The 19,405-nt window shown below is 42.4% G+C and carries 20 protein-coding genes and 1 tRNA gene; 12 read left to right on the plus strand and 9 right to left on the minus strand.

Annotated elements, in window-relative coordinates:
• Positions 1-5: 5 nt before the first annotated feature.
• The 8 genes from DXD68_RS09090 (at position 6) to DXD68_RS09125 (ending at position 6,004) form a co-directional block, all read left to right on the plus strand.
• Positions 6-89: transfer RNA gene (locus DXD68_RS09090), tRNA-Leu, on the plus strand.
• A gap of 236 nt (positions 90-325) precedes the next feature.
• The gene (locus tag DXD68_RS09095; RefSeq protein ID WP_122361335.1) at positions 326-1,240 is read left to right on the plus strand and encodes a hypothetical protein; all 915 of its coding nucleotides are present in this window, start codon (positions 326-328) and stop codon (positions 1,238-1,240) included.
• Positions 1,241-1,364: 124 nt separating this feature from the next.
• Positions 1,365-1,652: a helix-turn-helix domain-containing protein gene (locus tag DXD68_RS09100; RefSeq protein WP_122361336.1), complete on the plus strand. Its 288-nt coding sequence runs from the start codon at positions 1,365-1,367 to the stop codon at positions 1,650-1,652.
• A 5-nt stretch (positions 1,653-1,657) separates the two neighbouring features.
• Positions 1,658-2,731 (plus strand): AAA family ATPase, encoded by a 1,074-nt coding sequence (locus DXD68_RS09105; RefSeq protein WP_122361337.1) that lies wholly within the window; start codon positions 1,658-1,660, stop codon positions 2,729-2,731.
• 163 nt (positions 2,732-2,894) lie between these two features.
• Positions 2,895-3,860, plus strand: a complete 966-nt coding sequence (locus tag DXD68_RS09110; protein ID WP_122361338.1) for a toprim domain-containing protein — start codon at positions 2,895-2,897, stop codon at positions 3,858-3,860.
• Positions 3,861-4,007: 147 nt separating this feature from the next.
• Positions 4,008-4,391 (plus strand): MobC family plasmid mobilization relaxosome protein, encoded by a 384-nt coding sequence (locus DXD68_RS09115; protein ID WP_122361339.1) that lies wholly within the window; start codon positions 4,008-4,010, stop codon positions 4,389-4,391.
• Positions 4,357-5,280 (plus strand): relaxase/mobilization nuclease domain-containing protein, encoded by a 924-nt coding sequence (locus DXD68_RS09120; protein WP_122361340.1) that lies wholly within the window; start codon positions 4,357-4,359, stop codon positions 5,278-5,280. The genes DXD68_RS09115 and DXD68_RS09120 overlap by 35 nt, the downstream gene beginning before the upstream one ends.
• Positions 5,281-5,284: 4 nt before the next feature.
• Complete coding sequence (locus DXD68_RS09125; RefSeq protein ID WP_122361341.1) at positions 5,285-6,004, plus strand: hypothetical protein; 720 nt, start codon at positions 5,285-5,287, stop codon at positions 6,002-6,004.
• A gap of 52 nt (positions 6,005-6,056) precedes the next feature.
• Here DXD68_RS09125 and DXD68_RS09130 read toward each other — a convergent pair whose 3' ends face one another.
• The 5 genes from DXD68_RS09130 to DXD68_RS09150 form a co-directional block, all read right to left on the minus strand.
• A complete protein-coding gene (locus tag DXD68_RS09130) occupies positions 6,057-6,389 on the minus strand; it encodes a helix-turn-helix domain-containing protein (protein ID WP_122361455.1) in 333 nt (110 codons plus the stop codon).
• 130 nt (positions 6,390-6,519) lie between these two features.
• Complete coding sequence (locus tag DXD68_RS09135) at positions 6,520-6,915, minus strand: RteC domain-containing protein (protein ID WP_039848101.1); 396 nt, start codon at positions 6,913-6,915, stop codon at positions 6,520-6,522.
• Complete coding sequence (locus DXD68_RS24445) at positions 6,893-7,135, minus strand: hypothetical protein (protein WP_008147932.1); 243 nt, start codon at positions 7,133-7,135, stop codon at positions 6,893-6,895. The genes DXD68_RS09135 and DXD68_RS24445 overlap by 23 nt, the downstream gene beginning before the upstream one ends.
• 77 nt (positions 7,136-7,212) lie before the next feature.
• Positions 7,213-8,061 carry an aldo/keto reductase gene (locus DXD68_RS09145; protein ID WP_008147931.1) on the minus strand — a complete coding sequence of 283 codons (849 nt, stop codon included), beginning with the start codon at positions 8,059-8,061 and terminating at the stop codon, positions 7,213-7,215.
• Positions 8,062-8,065: 4 nt separating this feature from the next.
• On the minus strand, positions 8,066-9,394 hold the full coding sequence (locus tag DXD68_RS09150; RefSeq protein ID WP_122361342.1) for an MFS transporter: 1,329 nt from the start codon (positions 9,392-9,394) through the stop codon (positions 8,066-8,068).
• A gap of 168 nt (positions 9,395-9,562) precedes the next feature.
• Between DXD68_RS09150 and DXD68_RS09155 the strand changes: the two genes are divergently transcribed.
• Complete coding sequence (locus DXD68_RS09155; RefSeq protein ID WP_122361343.1) at positions 9,563-10,465, plus strand: helix-turn-helix domain-containing protein; 903 nt, start codon at positions 9,563-9,565, stop codon at positions 10,463-10,465.
• A gap of 155 nt (positions 10,466-10,620) precedes the next feature.
• Here the strand turns inward: DXD68_RS09155 and DXD68_RS09160 are convergent, their stop codons facing one another.
• Together DXD68_RS09160 and DXD68_RS09165 are read right to left on the minus strand one after the other, a co-directional pair.
• The gene (locus DXD68_RS09160) at positions 10,621-11,763 is read right to left on the minus strand and encodes a YhcG family protein (RefSeq protein ID WP_122361344.1); all 1,143 of its coding nucleotides are present in this window, start codon (positions 11,761-11,763) and stop codon (positions 10,621-10,623) included.
• A 25-nt stretch (positions 11,764-11,788) separates the two neighbouring features.
• Complete coding sequence (locus tag DXD68_RS09165) at positions 11,789-13,012, minus strand: site-specific integrase (RefSeq protein ID WP_122361345.1); 1,224 nt, start codon at positions 13,010-13,012, stop codon at positions 11,789-11,791.
• Positions 13,013-13,430: 418 nt separating this feature from the next.
• Between DXD68_RS09165 and DXD68_RS09170 the strand changes: the two genes are divergently transcribed.
• Genes DXD68_RS09170 through DXD68_RS09180 form a run of 3 tightly spaced genes read left to right on the plus strand, consistent with a single transcriptional unit; the run spans position 13,431 to position 16,696 of the window.
• Positions 13,431-14,594, plus strand: coding sequence for a hypothetical protein (locus tag DXD68_RS09170; protein WP_122361346.1), 1,164 nt, complete (start codon positions 13,431-13,433; stop codon positions 14,592-14,594).
• Positions 14,595-14,630: 36 nt separating this feature from the next.
• Positions 14,631-15,668 carry a quinoprotein amine dehydrogenase gene (locus DXD68_RS09175; RefSeq protein WP_122361347.1) on the plus strand — a complete coding sequence of 346 codons (1,038 nt, stop codon included), beginning with the start codon at positions 14,631-14,633 and terminating at the stop codon, positions 15,666-15,668.
• Positions 15,669-15,691: 23 nt separating this feature from the next.
• Positions 15,692-16,696 (plus strand): sensor histidine kinase, encoded by a 1,005-nt coding sequence (locus DXD68_RS09180; protein WP_122361348.1) that lies wholly within the window; start codon positions 15,692-15,694, stop codon positions 16,694-16,696.
• Here the strand turns inward: DXD68_RS09180 and DXD68_RS09185 are convergent.
• Together DXD68_RS09185 and DXD68_RS09190 are read right to left on the minus strand one after the other, a co-directional pair.
• On the minus strand, positions 16,676-17,458 hold the full coding sequence (locus tag DXD68_RS09185) for a class I SAM-dependent methyltransferase (protein ID WP_122361456.1): 783 nt from the start codon (positions 17,456-17,458) through the stop codon (positions 16,676-16,678). The genes DXD68_RS09180 and DXD68_RS09185 overlap by 21 nt on opposite strands.
• Positions 17,459-17,537: 79 nt before the next feature.
• A complete protein-coding gene (locus DXD68_RS09190) occupies positions 17,538-19,190 on the minus strand; it encodes a sigma-70 family RNA polymerase sigma factor (protein ID WP_122361349.1) in 1,653 nt (550 codons plus the stop codon).
• Between the last annotated feature and the right edge of the window lie 215 nt (positions 19,191-19,405).

Consider the following 19,405-nt stretch of genomic DNA (forward strand, 5'->3'; position numbering starts at 1 on the left):
CAGATGCCCAGATGGCGGAATTGGTAGACGCGCTGGTCTCAAACACCAGTGGATTCACTTCCATGCCGGTTCGATCCCGGCTCTGGGTACGAATAAACCCTGATAATCACCTGATTATCAGGGTTTTCTGCTTTTATAGGGCGTACTAAATGTGTACTGAATGACGAATACAAAGAAAAGGTGTACTTTTATAATTTTTCTCCCTGTATCTTTATAATTTCTTAACTCTTATCCTGTCTTTTCTTCCTTATTATTGCCGATGTTTTCGGGAAAAGTGAGATTCTTACCTTATATTTGTAGTAAGAACGTTTAAAGGCACACGATTATGGAAAATCATATAGAAACCAATTTCAGAGAAATACAGAAGATATTAGATAGTTGTATAGCGCATGACTATAAAACTAAAGTAGATGCACTATTTTTAAAACGTGAGTATTTGACGCAAGCCCAGCTAAAGGATTATTTGCGACAAGAAATTTTCCGTGTGACTGAAAATATTGTAGCTATCCAACAAAAATACCGTGTCGTGCGTAACATTGTATTGGATATGGATATTTCCGATTTTTTGTGGGAAAGCGGTTATTTTGAGGACTTGAATTCTGATGAAAGAAAAAAGTATATCGGTTTCCGCTGCTCTGATTTTGATATGGACGCATATTTGCATGAACCGTCCTGCTATGATGGGCGGCTTCCTTATTTGTCCATCATCGTTAACCTCGTCGTACTTTCCAAGTATTTGCGCCATCTTCAAGAACAGGAAAGTAATTACTATACAGATACAGTTGCCATCCAAGCACAAGAACAGACCTTGCCAAAAGAAAAAGAAGAGAGTACGGAAAATAAACCAGTTAAGATTGTAGGTAAAAGTAATCCTTTTAAATCCGTACTTACCCAAAAGGAAATCAGTCTGCTTACTGACTGTATCAATGAAGCTCATGTTTTTACTACCACTATAAATGCAAGAATACTTACCGATTTTTTCAACTGTAAACTTGACGGTGTTCTGAAAGTTAATAATACACGTTTGTTTGCCTACCTTATGATGCAGCTTGGCTGCTATAATTACATTGTTTATGAATGGCAGTCTGTCATAGCAAACAACAAGCTGATATTAGGAAAGATAAAAGGAGAACCACTTACACGCACTGACCTGTCAAGTGCGACAGACCAAGCAAAAAACATCTATCCGAAAGGATATGAAATAATAGACAAGTACATCAAACAACTGAAAAAAGGTTGAGCATAGATTGAACGCTCAAACAAAGGTCAATTAGACTTCATTTTCAAGCTCTTAACTTTGCCCCCGTTAACAAAGAAACGAGGGTGCGCACCTTCATATTGTTTCACCTAAATTCCTAAACAATATGGAAAGAGATTTAGAGTTAAGAGTTTCCGAACTCGAAAAGATGTTGTTCCTTTCAAAGAACGTGCTTAGCTTCGATGAAGCGAGCAAGTTCTTGAACCTTTCAAAAAGTTACCTGTACAAGCTGACTTCGGGTAACTTGATACCCCATTACAAGCCGCAGGGCAAAATGCTTTATTTTGAGAAAGCGGAACTGGAAGCATGGTTACGTCAGAACCCGGTCAAGACGCAGGCGCAGATAGATATGGAAGCGCAGAAGTATATCCTTAACCGTCCTCTAAAGAAATAACGGTTATGGAAAATAGAAAAGCGACAGAAGCCGGGCAGGATGTCACCATGCAGAAAGAGGATTTCGCAGCCCTTTGGAAAACCATTCATTTAAAAGTGACGGACACTTTTGAAGTGCCGCCTGAAATACTTTGGGTGAACGGCTCTACCATTGGCACGCTGGGTAATTTCAGCGCATCCACGGGTAAAGCCAAGAGCAAAAAGACATTCAATATTTCCGCTATCGTTGCGGCAGCGTTGAAGAATGACGAGGTGCTGAAGTATTCGGCATACCTGCCACCGAACAAACGGAAAATCCTCTATGTAGATACCGAGCAGAGCAAATACCATTGCCACAAGGTCATGGAACGTATTTTGCGGCTTGCCGGACTACCGACCGACAAGGACAGGGACGATTTTGTTTTCATCGTGTTAAGAGAGCAGACACCCGACAAGCGGAAACAGATTATCGGCTATATGCTGGAGAATATGCCCGATGTGGGGTTGCTCATTATTGACGGAATCCGTGACTTGATGTACGACATCAACAGCCCCAGCGAATCAACCGACCTAATCAACCTTTTGATGCGCTGGTCAAGTGGATATAACCTGCATATCCACACTGTGCTACATTTGAACAAGGGGGATGATAACACAAGAGGACATATCGGTACGGAACTGAACAACAAGGCTGAAACCGTCCTGCAAATCACGAAAAGCCAGCAGGACGGCAACATAAGTGAGGTAAAGGCGATGCACATACGTGACCGGGAGTTTGACCCGTTCGCATTCCGTATCAACGACAGCGCATTGCCCGAAGCCGTGGACGGTTATGTGTTCAAGCAGCCCAGCCAAGACAGGGGCTTTCCACTGGCAGAACTGACGGAGCAACAGCACAGGACAGCTTTGGCAAACGGTTTTGGCAAACAGGTTATATATGGTTACGAGAATGTCCTAAAGACTTTGAAACAGGGTTATGCGAGTATCGGTTACGAGCGTGGGCGCAATATCCATGTGGATTTGAACAAATTCCTTGTGAACAAGCGCATGATTGTGAAAGAGGGCAAAGGCTACCGCTACAATCCTGATTTCCATTATTAAAAATCGGTTTGGTTTAGTCCGGGTGTATATATAAGCGGAAGGGACTTACTATTTCCCTGTATTGGCAACAAGCAGGTTTAGTATGGTACGGGTGTATATATAGCGGACTAAACAGGACTGGCGCACTTTTCAATTATTCTTTCAACCATTAAAAGAAAATATTATGAATATCGAAGATATAAAGAAAATATCCATTGTGGATTATTTGCACAGCTTGGGCTATTCGCCCGTCAAGCAGCAGGGCAATGGCTTATGGTACAAATCACCGTTGAGGGAGGAACACGAACCGTCTTTCAAGGTGAACACTGACCGCAACCTTTGGTATGACTTTGGCGCAGTCAAGGGCGGCAACATCATTGCACTGGCAAAGGAACTCTATTGCTCCGACAGCCTGCCATACCTTTTAAACCGGATAGCGGAACAGACACCGCACGTCCGCCCGGTCAGTTTTTCTTTTCCCCAGCGTAGGACAGAACCGAGTTTCCAGCATTTGGAAGTCCGTGACCTCACCCATCCGGCATTGCTCCGTTACTTGCAGGGACGGGGTATCAACATCGGACTGGCAAAAAGAGAATGCAAAGAACTCCATTTCACCCATAACGGCAAACCGTTCTTTGCCATCGGTTTCCCGAACATGGCAGGCGGTTACGAGGTGCGCAATTCCTTTTTCAAAGGCTGCATTGCTCCGAAAGACATCACCCACATACGGCAACAGGGAGAACCGAGAGAGAAATGTTTGGTATTCGAGGGATTTATGGACTATCTTTCTTTCCTCACGCTCCGGATGAAGAACTCTCCGACCATGCCCGACCTTGACAGGCAGGATTATGTCATACTCAACTCTACTGTCAATGTGCCGAAAGCCATTGACGTGCTGTACCCGTATGAACGCATCCACTGTATGCTTGACAATGACAAGGCAGGATATGAAGCGACACGGGCTATCGAATTGGAATACTCCTACCGTGTGCGTGACTTCTCGCACAATTACAGGGGGTATTCGGACTTGAACGATTACCTGTGCGGCAGGAAGCAGGAGCAGAAAAACAGTATCAGCCAAGCGCAGGAAATGAAGCAGGAAACCGGACAACGTGCCGCCCCAAGACAGAAAAGGGGCAGGGGCATTTAGTCCGGCAGGATTACCAACGGCAGGCGGTCTGATTTGGAGAGCAAGGTTATGTTTCGGTAAACCGAAACTGCCTTGCTTTGCTTGACAGCAAAGAAAATTTCTCCCGTTGGTCGCAATTTTTAAGATACCATTTAAATGTAAAAACCTATGACGAATGTAAGGGATAAGCCGGGGGGACGTCCGGCAAAGAAACGGATAGAGAAGCAGCAACGGGTAGTCAGCACGAAACTGACCGAGTTGCAGTATTACGCCATCAGAAAGCGAGCCGGGGAAGCCGGGTTGCGTGTCAGTGAGTATGTCCGGCAGGCGGTTGTTTCGGCAGAGGTCATACCCCGGCTGAACAGGCAGGATGCTGATACCATCCGCAAGCTGGCAGGGGAAGCCAACAACATCAACCAGTTGGCGTATCGGGCAAATGCCGGAGGTTTCGCACTGGTGGCGGTGGAACTGGTGAAACTGAAAAACAGGATTGTCGAAATTATAAACCAGTTGTCGGATGATTGGAAAAATAAAAAAGGGAAGCGGGTTTAAGGGCTGCGTAAACTATGTGTTAGGCAAGGAACAGGCAGCTTTGCTCCATGCGGACGGGGTACTGACAGAAAGCCGGGGAGATATAATCCGCAGCTTCTGTATGCAGACCGGGATGAATCCCGACTTAAAAAAGCCAGTCGGACATATTGCGCTAAGCTATTCGGTAGTGGATGCACCCAAATTGACAGACGAGAAGATGATACAGCTTGCGCAGGAATATATGCGTGAAATGAAAATCACCGATACGCAGTATATCATCGTGCGCCATCAAGACCGGGAGCATCCGCACGTGCATATCGTGTTCAACCGTATAGACAACAATGGCAAGACCATTTCGGACAAAAACGATATGTACCGCAACGAGCAGGTATGCAAGAAGCTGAAAGCCAAACACGGGCTTTATTTCGCTGGTGGGAAAGAACAGGTAAAGCAGCACCGCTTGAAAGAGCCGGACAAATCGAAATACGAGATTTACAACGCTGTAAAGAATGAAATCGGGAAGTCCAAGAACTGGCGGCAGTTACAGGAGCGGTTAGCGGAAAAGGGTATCACTATCCGGTTCAAGTACAAGGGGCAGACGGGCGAGATACAAGGCGTTTCCTTTTCCAAAGGCGAATACACGTTCAAGGGTTCGGAGATAGACCGTAGTTTCAGTTTCTCCAAACTGGATAAATGTTTTGGGAATGTAGGGCAGACGACAGTCGGAAGCAATAAGCAGACGGTTACCGCACTGGTTCAGAAATTAGTATCAGCACCTGACAAAACGGATAATTCTTTTATTGCAGGTTTAGGCGGTCTGTTCTCCGGTTTGTCAGCCCCGGCTGATGAAATGCCCGATGATTCCTTTTTGAGAAAGAAGAAAAAGAAGAAAAAACAACTAAAGTTATAAGCGTATGGAGAATAATTTGATTTTAGAGGGGCTTCTCTCAATGGTTACTGAACTGAAAGAGAAGCAGGAAGCACAGGTAACGCCAGCCAGTCGGGAGGAAACCATCGAAAGGCTGAACGCAATCGAACAGGCATTGTCGGAACTGCACAGTGACCCGGCTATTCCCGAAAAGGAATTGCAGGCTATCCAAAGCCAGCTAGACGATATAAGGAACGGGATGCAAGGTCAGCGGAAACATATCGAGGACACCAAGAAAATAACATTGGAAACCTATCGTTGTTTTAATGCTATGGTTGAAACCTTGAACTCTAACAAGACGGAGAAAGAAAAAGTAGAACCAATATCGCTTTATCAACGAATTTATAACAAGGTCGCTTCTAGGGTTCGTCCGTGCTTGTTTCTTTTTTCGGCAGTGCTGGTTATCTGTTCCGTTTCCATATCCTTGAATATCCGTTTGGCTGAACGTATGCAGCAGTTGCAGGATAACGATATAAAATACCGCTATTTGCTGATGCAAGGACAGGCAGACGGGGAAACTTTTGATATGCTGGAAAACAAGTTCAAGTGGCAACGGGATAATGGTTTTATCCGAAGTCTGACCGATTCAGTGATGGATTTTGAATACCGCATCCAAAAGCAGGCGGAAGCACTGGAACGTGCAAGGCTGTTGAACGAGCAAGCCGAGCAACTAAAGGAAGAAGCAGATAAGTTGGTTAAGCCATAAATGGAGAAAGCCGGAACGGATGAGACACATTCACCGTTTCGGCTTTTCAAATTCATTTCTTTTTCTTAGTGCAGTGTTCTTTCTCGAACTTGCGCAATGTGGTTACGTTAAACCTTTCCTTGATGAACTCCCGGACATCGGAAGCCTTGTAATACACTTTTCCGCTGATTGTGAAGTATGGCAGCACACCGATAGCCCGGTAGCGTTGCAGGGTTTTGATACTTACTTTGAACAGCAGGCACAAGTCCTGATTATCCAGCAGGTTATCATCTTCGGGCAGTACCCTGTCTGCATTGCGTAGTACCCGTACATCTTTGCAGAGTTCTTCCAGTTTGGCATACAGCTTCTGCATCCATACGCTGAAATCGTCATTGTCTATATACATGATTGCTTCATTTTTCTGATTATACATTCTTGTTTGTCAATCGATTGATGAAGCAAAGTTCTAAAAACGGATGCAAAGAAATTACAGGAGAACTAATGGAGTCCCCTATAAATAAATCATAAGTTGCTGATTATCTATATCCTTTCTTATCATGTTCATTTTTGATTAGGTTTGCCAGTCCATTAAGAAATTCGGTGAGTTTGCCCGGCTTCCGTTTTATCACGTCCTCATGTTTTTGGTGGCAGTCGCTTATCTTGATGTTAAACAACCATTCAAAACCTTTGGATAAATCCACCAAATAGGCAGGCTTTCCGTTCTGATAAACGATGTCTTTGGAGAGGAACAGACCGCTTATCATTTCCATGATGTCGATAAGAGCTGTTTTGTCTGCAAGAAAAAGAGGAGAAAGAGCTTGTTTATTAATGCGTTGTTGTAGCTGTTCCGGGTATTTGATGCGCCATTCAACAAGGCGTATTTCGGTGTTTAAAAGTTCTATCGCTTCATCAATTAGATGCAAAGAGGGTATTTTTTTCTTGCTCAAACCGTGTGCGATACGATTTAAGACGATACAAGCCAAAAGAAAAATAGCGGAGTAGTACGCTATAATCCTGTTCGTTAATACTGAAATCAGTTACGTGGGTAGCCAATTCATTGATAGCTTCTGTTAGTTCATTTGCAGAAACTTTGCATTGTGAGTATTCCGACAATAGGCGGAAAAATCTCTGTTCTAATAAATTCTTAACCATTAGGCAATAAATTACACAAAATAAAATCCAACCCTAACCTTAAAAAGTCAAGATTGGATTTTGCAAACAATAGTATTTTAAATCTCAAATTTGATATTATTCAAACGTTCTACCGCTTCCGGGTCATAATGGGAATAGAAAGCCGTTTGGTCTTTATCCAATGACTTGATTTGGTTCATGTCATCATCGGAAAGCCGGAAATCGAAAATGTCGAAGTTCTGTTGCATACGTTCCTTGTGCAAGGATTTGGGAATACAGACAATCCCCCTTTGGATAAGCCAGCGTAAGGCAACTTGAGGTATTGATTTTCCATATTTCTCTCCTATGTTTTTTAGAGTATCGTTTTGGAAGAAGCCGTTTTTCCCTTCTACAAATGCTCCCCAAGATTGAAGCTGTACACCTTTGCTTTGCATTAGCTTTTGGTATTCGTTGTGCTGCCAAAATATATGTGTTTCTATTTGATTGACGGCAGGAACTATTCTATTATGCTGAACCAAATCAACAAGACGGTCAGGGAAGAAATTGCATACCCCGATGGCACGTATTTTACCATCTTCATAAAGTTCTTCTAAAGCTCTCCATGCACCATAATAATCTCCCAGCGGTTTATGGATAAGGTAAAGGTCAAGATAGTCTAATCCCAATCGTTCGAGTGAACCGTAGAATGCACGTTTCGCACTGTCATAGCCAGCATCTTGAATCCAAAGTTTGGTAGTTATAAACAGTTCTTTGCGTGGAATATCACTATTCCTAATAGCTTCTCCAACAGCTTTTTCATTCATGTATGCCGCAGCTGTATCAATCAGTCGATAACCGACTTTTAGGGCATCTGTAACACATCTTTCGCAATCTTCGGGGGCAATCTGATAGACACCGAATCCCAATAAAGGCATTTCAACCCCGTTGTTTAATTTTGTAAACTCCATAATTTTAATTATTTGATTTGTAATTACTTGAAAAAATGGTGATAAACGATAATAATGTGAAGATGAAGCCGATTAGCATGGCTGTGTGGCAAATAGCAACCATATCTGCTGTATGGGTTGTACAAGCCACCATCACAGAAAGCCCGACAGAGCATCCTATCTGATGTGCCGCATTGACCACCCCGGATGCCGCTCCTGAATCTTCAGGTCGTACTTCCTGTATTCCAAGATTTGTAAGAGGGCTCATCACCAATCCTTGCCCAAATCCAATCAACATCATCGGTATGCCTATTCCCAGCCAATAACTACTTGTAGTATTTAAATAAAGCATGCCTATAAATCCGGTTAGCATCAGTACAAATCCCCCGAACAGAGTTTTTTTATTTCCCCAGTGTCTTACTGCCCGTGGAACCTCTATTGCTCCCCAAAAAGTAAATAGAGTTAAAGGAAAAAACGCAATACCCACCCATAAGGGTGAAAACATAAAAACCTCTTGTAGATATTCAGACACGAAGAAATAAAACCCCATCATAGCTCCGGCAAATAATATGCGGGCTATGTTGGCACGAGTGCGGGACTTGTTGAACAGGCGCAAAGGCATAATGGGGGCTGTGGCTTTTGATTCAATCCGCATGAACAGAAAAAGGGAAATGCAGGAAACTATCAGCCATAGCCATATATTGCTCGCCCCATTAACGGCATAGACAAAGCTGAAAATGCCTATGACGGAAGCAATCGTTCCACAAATGTCAAAATACCCCTTGGAATGTTTTTGCTTATTTTTGTTAAGCACTTTCATTGAAACAATAAGCATGAACACAATAAGTGGAAGATAAATAAAAAATCCATATCTCCAAGAAAAGAAACTGGCTAAAGTTCCGCCTATAACCAAACCTATGCACATGCCCAAACCAGAAATAGAACTGTACCACGCTATTGCTTTTATACGTTCTTCGCCAGTGAAGTAGTCCATAATCAAAGCCAGTGAAGTAGGTGCGAGAATAGAAGCCCCCACGCCTTGAATAAATCGGGAGAAAATCAATATTGTTGCAGATGTAGCGATTCCTGCAAATAATGAACCAATTCCAAAAAGTAAAAGAGACAGGTTCAAGATACCTCGCCTGCCGAAAGCATCACTCAATCGCCCGCCCAATAACATGAAACATCCCCAAGCCAATACATATGAATTCTGCACCCATGACAATACAGATTGGTTTAAATCCAAATCTTTAGCCATGTTCTCCAATCCTGTAATGACTATCGCCCCATTGATGGCAGTTGCCAAATAGCTTAACAATACAATGGTCAATATGAATTTCTTTTTTATCTCCATATTCTTATTCTTTTTTCGGGTGCAAAATTAGGATGTATCAGGCTTGTGGTCGGTGCAAATACTACGGATAGAATTATAAATTTTATCGGTACAAGGTGGAAATTCTGCATTTCAATACCTGTATTGACTGGAAATAAATACCTTTGCTTTAGAATTTTGCAATAAACGATGATGAAAATAACAGAAATAAAGAATATACGGCAATATTGTGATATGATTGGGGCGGAAACATTACATCCATTGGTCAATGTCGTGGATTTCGCAGCACTTCCACCTATCCGTTATATCAATTTGCATCGGAGAGCAGAGTATTATGCCATTTATTTAAAAGAAAGCAAGCATACGGCTTTAAGGTATGGGCATAGCGTGTACGACTATGAAGAAGGTACACTCGTTTTTATAGCTCCCGGTCAGGTGGTCGGTTCAGAAGAAGATGGTGAATATCATCAAGTAAAAGGGTATGCGTTACTGTTCCACCCTGATTTGCTGCAAGGAACTGAATTGGCACAGAACATGAGGCGTTATTCTTATTTCTCTTACGACATTCACGAAGCATTGCACCTGACGGAGCAGGAAAGGCTGATTCTTGTAGATTGCCTGATACACATACAAAACGAATTGCAGCATTATGATGAGCAAAGCAAATATTTGATTACTGACTACATTAAGTTGGTTCTTGATTTTTGCGTTCGCTTTTACGACAGGCAATTCAAGACACGGACAATAGAGAATCATAATGTCTTGGCTCGGATGGAAAAATTGCTTGATGATTATTTCCTTTCTTCCTTGCCTGTGCAGAAAGGATTGCCTACCGTGCAATACTGTGCCGATAAGCTATGCTTTTCCGCTAATTATTTGGGCGACCTTGTCCGAAAAGTGACCGGAGTCTCAGCTTTGAAACATATTCATCGCAAAACATTGGAAATAGTAAAGTTGCGATTAGATGACCAGTCCAAATCTATTAATCAGATTTCAGAAGAGTTAGGCTTCTCTTCTCCGCAACACTTTAATAATTGGTTCAAAAAAATGGAAGGAAAAACGCCCAATGAATATAGGATACAGGGACATTAAAAGATTAGTTGAATGAGTTTAGTTTATTCTTTTGTCTATATATCCAAAACGGACTAAACCTATTTCTATTGACAGCAAAGTATGTATGCTGGCGAAAAGAAACAGAGTTCTATTTTCTTTTCGCCAGTGTTGCTTTTATGATAGAGTGTCTTGTTTTAATAATTTGAGGAAGCTATGAACTCCTTAATTTCTTCTTCTGTTGGAAGTTCTATCCTATACTTCTGTACAAAGATATTTGGGTCTAATCCGGCAGTGGCATACTTTACTAATGTATCTCCCTTTTCAGTGCAAAGCAGAATACCGATAGGTGGATTATCATCCGGCTGCATCACTTCCGCTTTGAAATAGTTCAGATACATATTTAGTTGCGAAGCATACTCATGGTGGAACTTGTCTATCTTCAATTCTACAATAACATGACATTTCAAAATACGATGATAGAACACAAGGTCGGCAAAGAAATAATCTTCATCAATCAAGATGCGTTTTTGCCGGGCTTCAAAGCAGAAGCCATGTCCCATTTCCAATAGGAAGCGTTGCAAGTTGTCAAGAATGGATTGTTCCAAATCGTTTTCCGTCACTAATGCACGTTCATTCAACCCTAAGAACTCTAAAGTAACAGGTGTATTGATAACATCTTTAGGTTGTAATAAGGTTGCTTGTTGCTGGACTAAAGCGGAGAGGGCTTCTTTGTTTTTGGATAGTCCGCTACGTTCGTAATATAAAGATGCGATTTGTCGCTCCAACTCCTTTACAGACCAGCAGCCACGAATAGTTTCCATTTCATAGAAAGCACGTTTTACGGGGTTGTCAATAGCGGAGATGAGCATTAAATTAGAATATGTGAGTTTATTAAAGAGTCTATCTGCCGGAATTATCCACTCTTTTGCAGTTTCCAATTCGGCGGACGGCATCCGCCGAATGTTCATTGCAGATTCGGCGGATGGCAACCGCCGAATTGGTTCTATGAATTCGGCACACACTGAGTGCCGAATTTGGATTTGCGATGCAATGTATTGTGTAACAGGTTCTTTTAATTGTGGATAAACAAGGTACAACCGTCTAAATTCCCTGAATCTACGTTCATTCAGACCTTTTGTTTTCAGCCGTTGTTCCAGCTTCTTCAACAGTTGTTCACCGTAGGCGGCACGGTCTTCTCCGTTCTGCTCAAATTCTACGATATAGCAACCCATAAGCCAGTTTCGGGAAGTAAGGGCAAGGTTTACAGCGTGTGCGGCTTGTGCCTGCAACGTGTTCTGTATCGTGCTGATATGTTTTACTAATGCTTCAAAGTTCATAGTTACAAAGATAAGTCTTTTATGGTTAAAACTTTAGTTCGGGTAAGCTGTTTATTGCTTCCTCTTTCAATTTATCCACCGCACGGGTGTACTTCTCCGTATGCTTCAATCCGCTATGCCCTAAAAGACTGGCTACTGTTTTGATATTGGCTCCATTATTCAGAATGTTCACGGCAAACGAATGTCGGGCACAATGCCAGCTTATATGTTTGTCTATTCCGGCTCTCTTTACCCAACGCTTTACTGACTTGCAGCAGCTTTCGTAAGTAGGCAAATCGAATATCAAACAGTTTTTATCTGCCGGGGCTTCACCTATGATAGACAATAGACCGTCATTCAGAGGAATAACCACACCACTACTGGCAGAATGTCCCTTTGTCTTGCTTTGTTCAAACTTCAATAACCGATTAGCGTAATCCACATTCTTATAGGTAAGGTCTTTTACATCACAGAAACGCAAACCACTGTATAAGCAGAAGATAAAAGCTCGTCTGACATTCGGGTTCTCGTTGTCATAATGGCAAGCCGCCAACTTTTGTATTTCTTCGGGAGAAAGAACATCTTTTCGAAGCATTTGGCTATCCACTTTACAGGTAACACTTTTACATGGGTCTTTCAACATTACATCGTGGTCAATCGCATATCGAATAACTTTCTTGAAACGCTGGTAAATGCTTTTAGCACCTTCACCCACACTTCGGGATTGCAAATAGGCTACAAACTGCTCCATCATTTCTTTGGTGATAAGTTCCGGTTTGATACTAAACTCATTCATGGGGTATTGCTCTTTTAAGAAGTCCTTAAAACGGCTAAGCGCAATTTGTACCATGCGAATATCTTTCTTGGTATAACTGTTGATATAGGCTTGGAAATAGTCTAAGAAATTGACCGTTCTATCTTTTTTTAACCGATAGCCCAACATACTTTCTTTAAATTCCTGCTCACGCTCTGCACGTATCTTTGTGGCAAGCTCCAACGTTTCTTTGTTCTGCTGACGCTCCGCAGGGGTACGGGGCTTATCTATCAGATACAGACAAAGGTTTTCTTTTCGCCTGTTATGCTTTACTGCAAACTTGGGCTTGCCTTGCATCTTTCCGCTATCATAGTACACTTGATTGCCGTTTTCATCTAATACGGGCTTTTCCTCTCTACCTAAATAATACTCTAAGTAAAGGCTAATTCTACCATCCGAGAGCTTATTTTGCTCTAATTTGGGGTTTTCTTTCGTTTTATTTTCTAACTTTGCCATTGTTTAGAGGTTTTATCCCGATTTAGGTACCATAACCGGGTGATTACGCTAAATAGTTGATTTTCTTTTGTTTTCTGATATTGCAAAGGTACAAAAGAAAATGATATTTCAAAGTGTACTAAAAGTGTACTGAATAACGGAAAATGGGCAAAATATGGCAAAAATAGAGAAAATAGGAAATGTACAAGTAATTGATAATAAAGAAGATAGATTCTTTTATTTTCCTATGATTTCTATGGTTTGTACCGGGTCTGGGTACACAAATTAACCCTTGATTATCAAACGATAGTCGAAGGTTTACTTTTTTTGATAGTAAACTATCCAAAAAGTAAATTCATGACAAAAAGTATTTGTTGCATCTTTGCAGCAAAATCAGTTTTTAAAGTATTTATAACAACCAAAGAGACAAAGACAGACGATGAAGAAGTTATTTTCCACCAGCCTGTTTATGCTGATCTACAGCCTTATTCTATTCACAGGATGCTCAGAAGACGAGCTGCCGGATTCCATTCCGGAAAAAGATGATTATACGATTGATTTGCCAATCGAACTAAGCGAAAAAGAATATACAACGGATAATACCTATTATCTGCTCAACGATGATGAGCCTGATGAAGTTTATTTCAACAGCAGCCAACGCAGCTTCTATGTCAATCGCCCATTACAGTTATCACTGGAAGAAGAGCATTATTTCCAACTCCGCTTTTACAGCCCCAGGGCTATCTCGCATGTAACCATTTGGGCTAAGATCGAAGGTTATGACGAGGATTTTAAATTTCTGGAACTGGAAAAGGTTCAACCATTCCAACAACTCAGAATACAGATTCCGTTTGCGACCAAAGATATGAAAGCGATCAGCCGTAGTGGAAAACAGATCCGAATTATAGCCAACCCGCATCTATCGGCCAGTAATATATCGTTTGAAGTGGAATGTAATGATCCCTACTACCAAAAAATTACTTCCAGCCTATGCAATTGGCGTATCTACTTTTCCGGTTATAGCGGCGAAGGAAGCTGGAAATACAAACTGCTGCCACCACATGCACGAGAAGCTGTTGCCATTGCTCTGAATATGAGTTATATGTTTTCTTCTGAAGCTTTTGAAGAGGCCTTACATGAATTTGGACCGCTGCATAGCGACAGCAACAAGACGTTGATTGACAAATACCAACTGAGAAAAAGAGTCCTAAACCACTCCGGACTCCGTTTCGGACACTGCTCCGGAGTAAACGGTCTTGGTGGTGGTGAGACTTACGGGCTCAACGAATGGTGCTATCTGGAACATTATGTAGATGACAAAAATGAAACACATACAGTCTTTCATGAACTGGCACACTGTATCGGATACGGTCATGACGGCAATATGACTTACGAACAAACAGGGCCGGGATGGATTACCCTATGTGCGAATGTATATCGTGCCCTGTCGCTGGCAAAAGAGCTTCCCGTTTATTCACGCCGATTCATGCACACACGCAAGAATCCAAACAGATACAACAAAAACGATTTGAATGTTCCCTCCAAATATATCATCGAAGATCCCGAACTTGATCTGCTGGATGGCGGCCTCACTCAAAAATAAAGATTTCAACAACGATAATTGCAGACTGAAAGAACAATGAAATTAAAGATATATATCCTATTATTTTTATACGGAATAATAACTGTTCAATGCAGCAAAGACGATATAGATCCGAATGACGGTAACAACCCGGATGCAACAGATCAGTATGACAGCTACTGGTATTATTCCTACAAGGCCCAATTGGTACTTACTGGTGAAAGCCTCAAACTCACAGATGCCTTTAGCCCCTATACCATCGCCCACTCCGGAGATACGCTCTTTATAGCCAACTCTGCCGATAACAGCTTGTTATTGATTGACTCCGAAACAACCCGGGTGATGCGCACCTTACGTTCTTGGACTTTTAACGGCCAGGAGAAAAGTTTCAACAGTCCGATTGAGGCTATTGTTCCCGTAGGCAATCGGCTGTATGTAGCCGAACGACAGTCACGTATTCATGTATTCAAACTTCCGGGATTTCAGTACATTGCCTGCATAGGTAACGGAAATTATAACGGTCCTGTGTTTCAAGCACAGGCTATGGATGTGGCAGACGGCTTGATTTTTGCACGTGACAAAGACGGCAGTGTCAGTATCTATCAGGAAGCATCGGTCACTTCGCAAAACTCAGGGAAAATAGACCGCTATCGGAAAGCAGCCGGAATTGGAACGCATAACAACAGTTTCGCTCCCCACAAAATGCTTGCCGATGAAGATGGCTATCTGCTACTAACAGACTATGAAGGTCGGAAAATCAGACTATTAAATCCGTCTTTGGTCAATGATGAAATGGAGAACGGAAGTTCCATTGACATGGCAAAACTAAGCCTTGACCTGGACTTCAAACCGAAATCATTGATAAAGACTGAAAACCATTTGTATATAACCGGTGACAACAATGCCATCAACATCTACGACCGAAAGGAACACAAATGGAACAACAAACTAAAAAGCGTCAACGGTTACACCTTCAGCCAACCTACTTGTATCTGTGCACAAAATGACTCCGTCTTTTGGATATCAGATACACATAACTCCAAACAGGCACTGATTAAGATTAATGTATATAAAGGGGAGATCAGAGAAGAATAAATCATACCTTTGCAAACAAGATTATGCTGAATCACAGACTACACCGGAGCATCGTCATCGGGATAACAGGTATCGTGTTATTCTCGGTTGCGGGAGCGTGGCTTTTAGTTAGCCAAACTTCGCTCTTTTTTGCTTTTGTTTGCGGTTGTATGGTCGTGGCGTTGGCGATTATGTTGGCAAGGAAGATGGAGAAGACCGACCGCCAGCTGGAAAGTTTCTTCAGCGCGATCAAGAACAACGATTTCAACGCACATTTTACACAAAAGAAAGGAGATAAGTTTCTGAATAACCTGTTTCGGGAAATGAACCGAATCATCACACAATTCGAGAACAATCATACCGAACTGGAAGAACGTCGTTTCTATTACGAAAGTATCATCCGCGTATTGACACATGAAATCAGAAACTCCATCACCCCGATCGCTTCCCTATCTGCCGACCTCATCAAATACAGTGATGAGTACGGGAAAGCCGGAATGCTAGACGGCCTGCAAACCATTCACCAGCAGGCACAGCAACTGAATACGTTCCTAAACGCCTATCACCGGCTGACACATCTGCCCGACCCGGTCAAGACGAAAGTAAACATCAGCACCTTGTTCGATAAGCTAAGCCGGTTACTCAAATCAGAACCTGGATGCGAAAACGTTCGTTACACCTCATCCCCTCATATCGAAATTCTACTTGACCCTAATCTCATCACATTGGCTCTAATTAACTTGATCCGCAATGCTTTACAGGCTACGGCTAACAATCCGAATCCCGAAATAAAAGTCGAAGCTATCCAGACATCCGGCTCCTTCTTCCTGCAAGTAACCGACAACGGAGAAGGCATCCCCGACAACCGGCTGGATGATATATTCACCCCCTTCTATTCCACCAAGAAAGAAGGAAGCGGCATCGGCCTGCCCTTATCCCGCCGCATCATGCAGCTTCATGGGGGAGAGTTGCTTGTTAATGTAGATCCAGGTGAAAAGACTGTATTTCGTATGATATTCCCCAATCATTTACAGACTAGCTTTTCGTAGTATATAAAAGCAACTTGTACTGAAGAAATTCCTTATATACGGGATAGAGGCAATCACTTTCCACAATTTCCGGGGAGATAATCCGAACTTAATTTCATAATGCGGATTAATCAAATACAGTTGCTGGTCAACAATCTGATAACCAGCCTGCCTCACAACTGCCTGAAACATTTCAATAGTACACCTCGTCTTCTTAATACTCAATAATTCTTCAATTGTACCTTTTTCCTCTCCGCTCTGTTTCAATATCCATTGATAAATAGGGACAGGAAGCAAATGCAGGAAAGGCAGATGAGATATAACTTTCCCCCGAGCAATCTGCTGATGTCCTCCAAATGGCATCTGCCAGGCAGGGAAAGCGACAAAAATGACTCCGCCGGCACTTAAATAACATTTCATATCAGACAGAAAACGAGACTTTTCTCCGATATGCTCAATCACATCATGTATAAGAATCAGAGGGAAGCGTCCTGCCAGTTCTTTCAACTGAAAAATATCAGAAGCGACAAACATTCCTTTCTGTTTCTTTTCGGCAAAGAAAGCATGTGCCTGCTCTATCCGCAAAGCTGCAATATCTACTCCGACTGTTTCACAGCCCCGTTCGGCAAAAGGGAGCAAGTTCCCACCTTCCCCACAGCCGACTTCCAATACCCGTGTCGGAAGATTTCCTAAAACATTCTTTACATACGGAAGATAGTATTTCTCAGAAGTCTGTGCCTGTTCCTCAAAATAACGTTTACGGTCAATATGTCGTTCTTGCATCTTTCTTTTCTGTTGATTATCTATAATGATGATAATCAACAGAGGGAAAGACTGCACGGTCAGGCCCGTTTTTTATGTTTTACCAGCTGAAACGCAAACCGACAGGGACAGTGAATGTCACCGGATGTTCCTTTCGGATCGTACGCAGTTCGCTTCCGTCCGGTATATAATAATTGAGAGTCGGTTCTACATACAGACTGACGCGGGGCGTGATATGATACTGCATACCTGCACTCGTATTCACCGACCATTGCCAAGGTACATCCAATGGCTGACAGCTGATACTGATCGGCACGCTATCCGTTACATGGAACGTATGGAGTCTCCCTTTCAAGGGGATGTCTAGCTGGACACCGGCCGTCGAGTAGAACGAAAACTTTCTGAAAGTCCCCCAACGATAAGAAACACGAAGAGGAAGGCCGAGATAATGAATCTTTTGTGTTTCCTGAATACGTGCTTCATCTCCTGTGACAAAATCTGATTTTAAATAAGTATATTGCAATCCCGTCTCAAAGCTCCATCGCTCATTCAGTTTTTTATTGACAGAAAGCCCAATCGTAACAGGGGCATCATGATGTTGATGTTCAACAATCCGCCCTCGGTTGTTTCCGGCTATTTGCATCAATGAAAGCGAATCGCCTGAAAGACCTTCCTGGTAACGGGTTTGCAAATAGGTATAATACTCTTCCCAGGTACTTACCTGCTGAGGTAGATCCGGATTTCCTTCACTGTCGGTATGAGGCGTAGCAATCAGTTTATATAGGTTCTGAGCCAACTGAGGACCTAAGGAGCCTGCCAGCATGAATTTCCATTTGTTCGATTTCCGGCTTCGTCCCGGAGAGACAAAATCTACTGTCGGGCAGGGAGTGAAAAGCGGCTTATAAGCCAATTCACCTATAAACAACGGCTTTGCAACAGATTGTAAGTCAAATGTAATCTTTTCCGAAGATAACAAAGGCGGAGTGTTAGCCGGTATCAATGGTGGAGCAGTCAATTTCTCTAAAGGCTGTGGGCGCTCCACTGGTATTGAATGGATTATTGGGTTCGGAGAGTCTAGTTTTTGACCTTCCATTGTTTTCTCTTCTTTTTCCGTTTCCGCCTGTTGGGCTATATCTTCAAACGTTTTCGGTAGTCGCCGAGGATGCCTATACACATATTTATATAGCAAAGGAACAAACGATAACAGCAGCAGCAACAAAGCCAGCCGATGCTCATTTATCATCTTTTTCAACAACAGTTTTGCCCGAGACAATTGTGAAGAAGACGAATGTGGAGCAATATGCAACAATTCTCCGATTTCCTTATGAGGTAATCCTTCCAGCACCGCCAGTTTGAACACTTTCGAATATCCTTCGGGCAGACTTTCCACCAACTCCATAATCCGGTCATACGAAACGAAATTCATTTCCACTATACTTTCAACCGGTTCGTCTTCTTCGGACATCTCTGACAAAGATATGATGCCAACCCTATTATTCTGGTTCAGATAGCGAAGAGATATATTTTTCATGACGATACCCATCCAACTTTCCAGCTTCTCCGGGTTACGTAGGGAATGAATGGATGTGAAAATAATAATGAAACCGTCATGCAGTAAATCTTGCGCAGTCTGTCTGTCAGGCACGTAATGAAGGCATATCTTCATCATCTTTCCCGAATATGTTTTATAGAGTAAGTCCAACGCCTGCTCATCTCCCTTTCTGCACAAATCTACCAGTTCCCGTTTATCCATCTATTTCAACGCTAATATAGATATGATACATCAATAGTGAAAAGACTGCATGGGTTTTATATTTTTTTTAATAGCATTTCTCAGGGAATGTGTTTGTACCGGATGATCTGGAGAAAATTTCATTATAATGGCGTCACCTTCCAGTGTAACAACCATTACGAATTGATATTCATATTGTCAAGAGGTGACGCCGAATATTTTTTGGCGTCACCTCT

The organism is Parabacteroides sp. TM07-1AC, from assembly GCF_003480915.1.
Classification (GTDB): Bacteria; Bacteroidota; Bacteroidia; order Bacteroidales; family Tannerellaceae; genus Parabacteroides; species Parabacteroides chongii.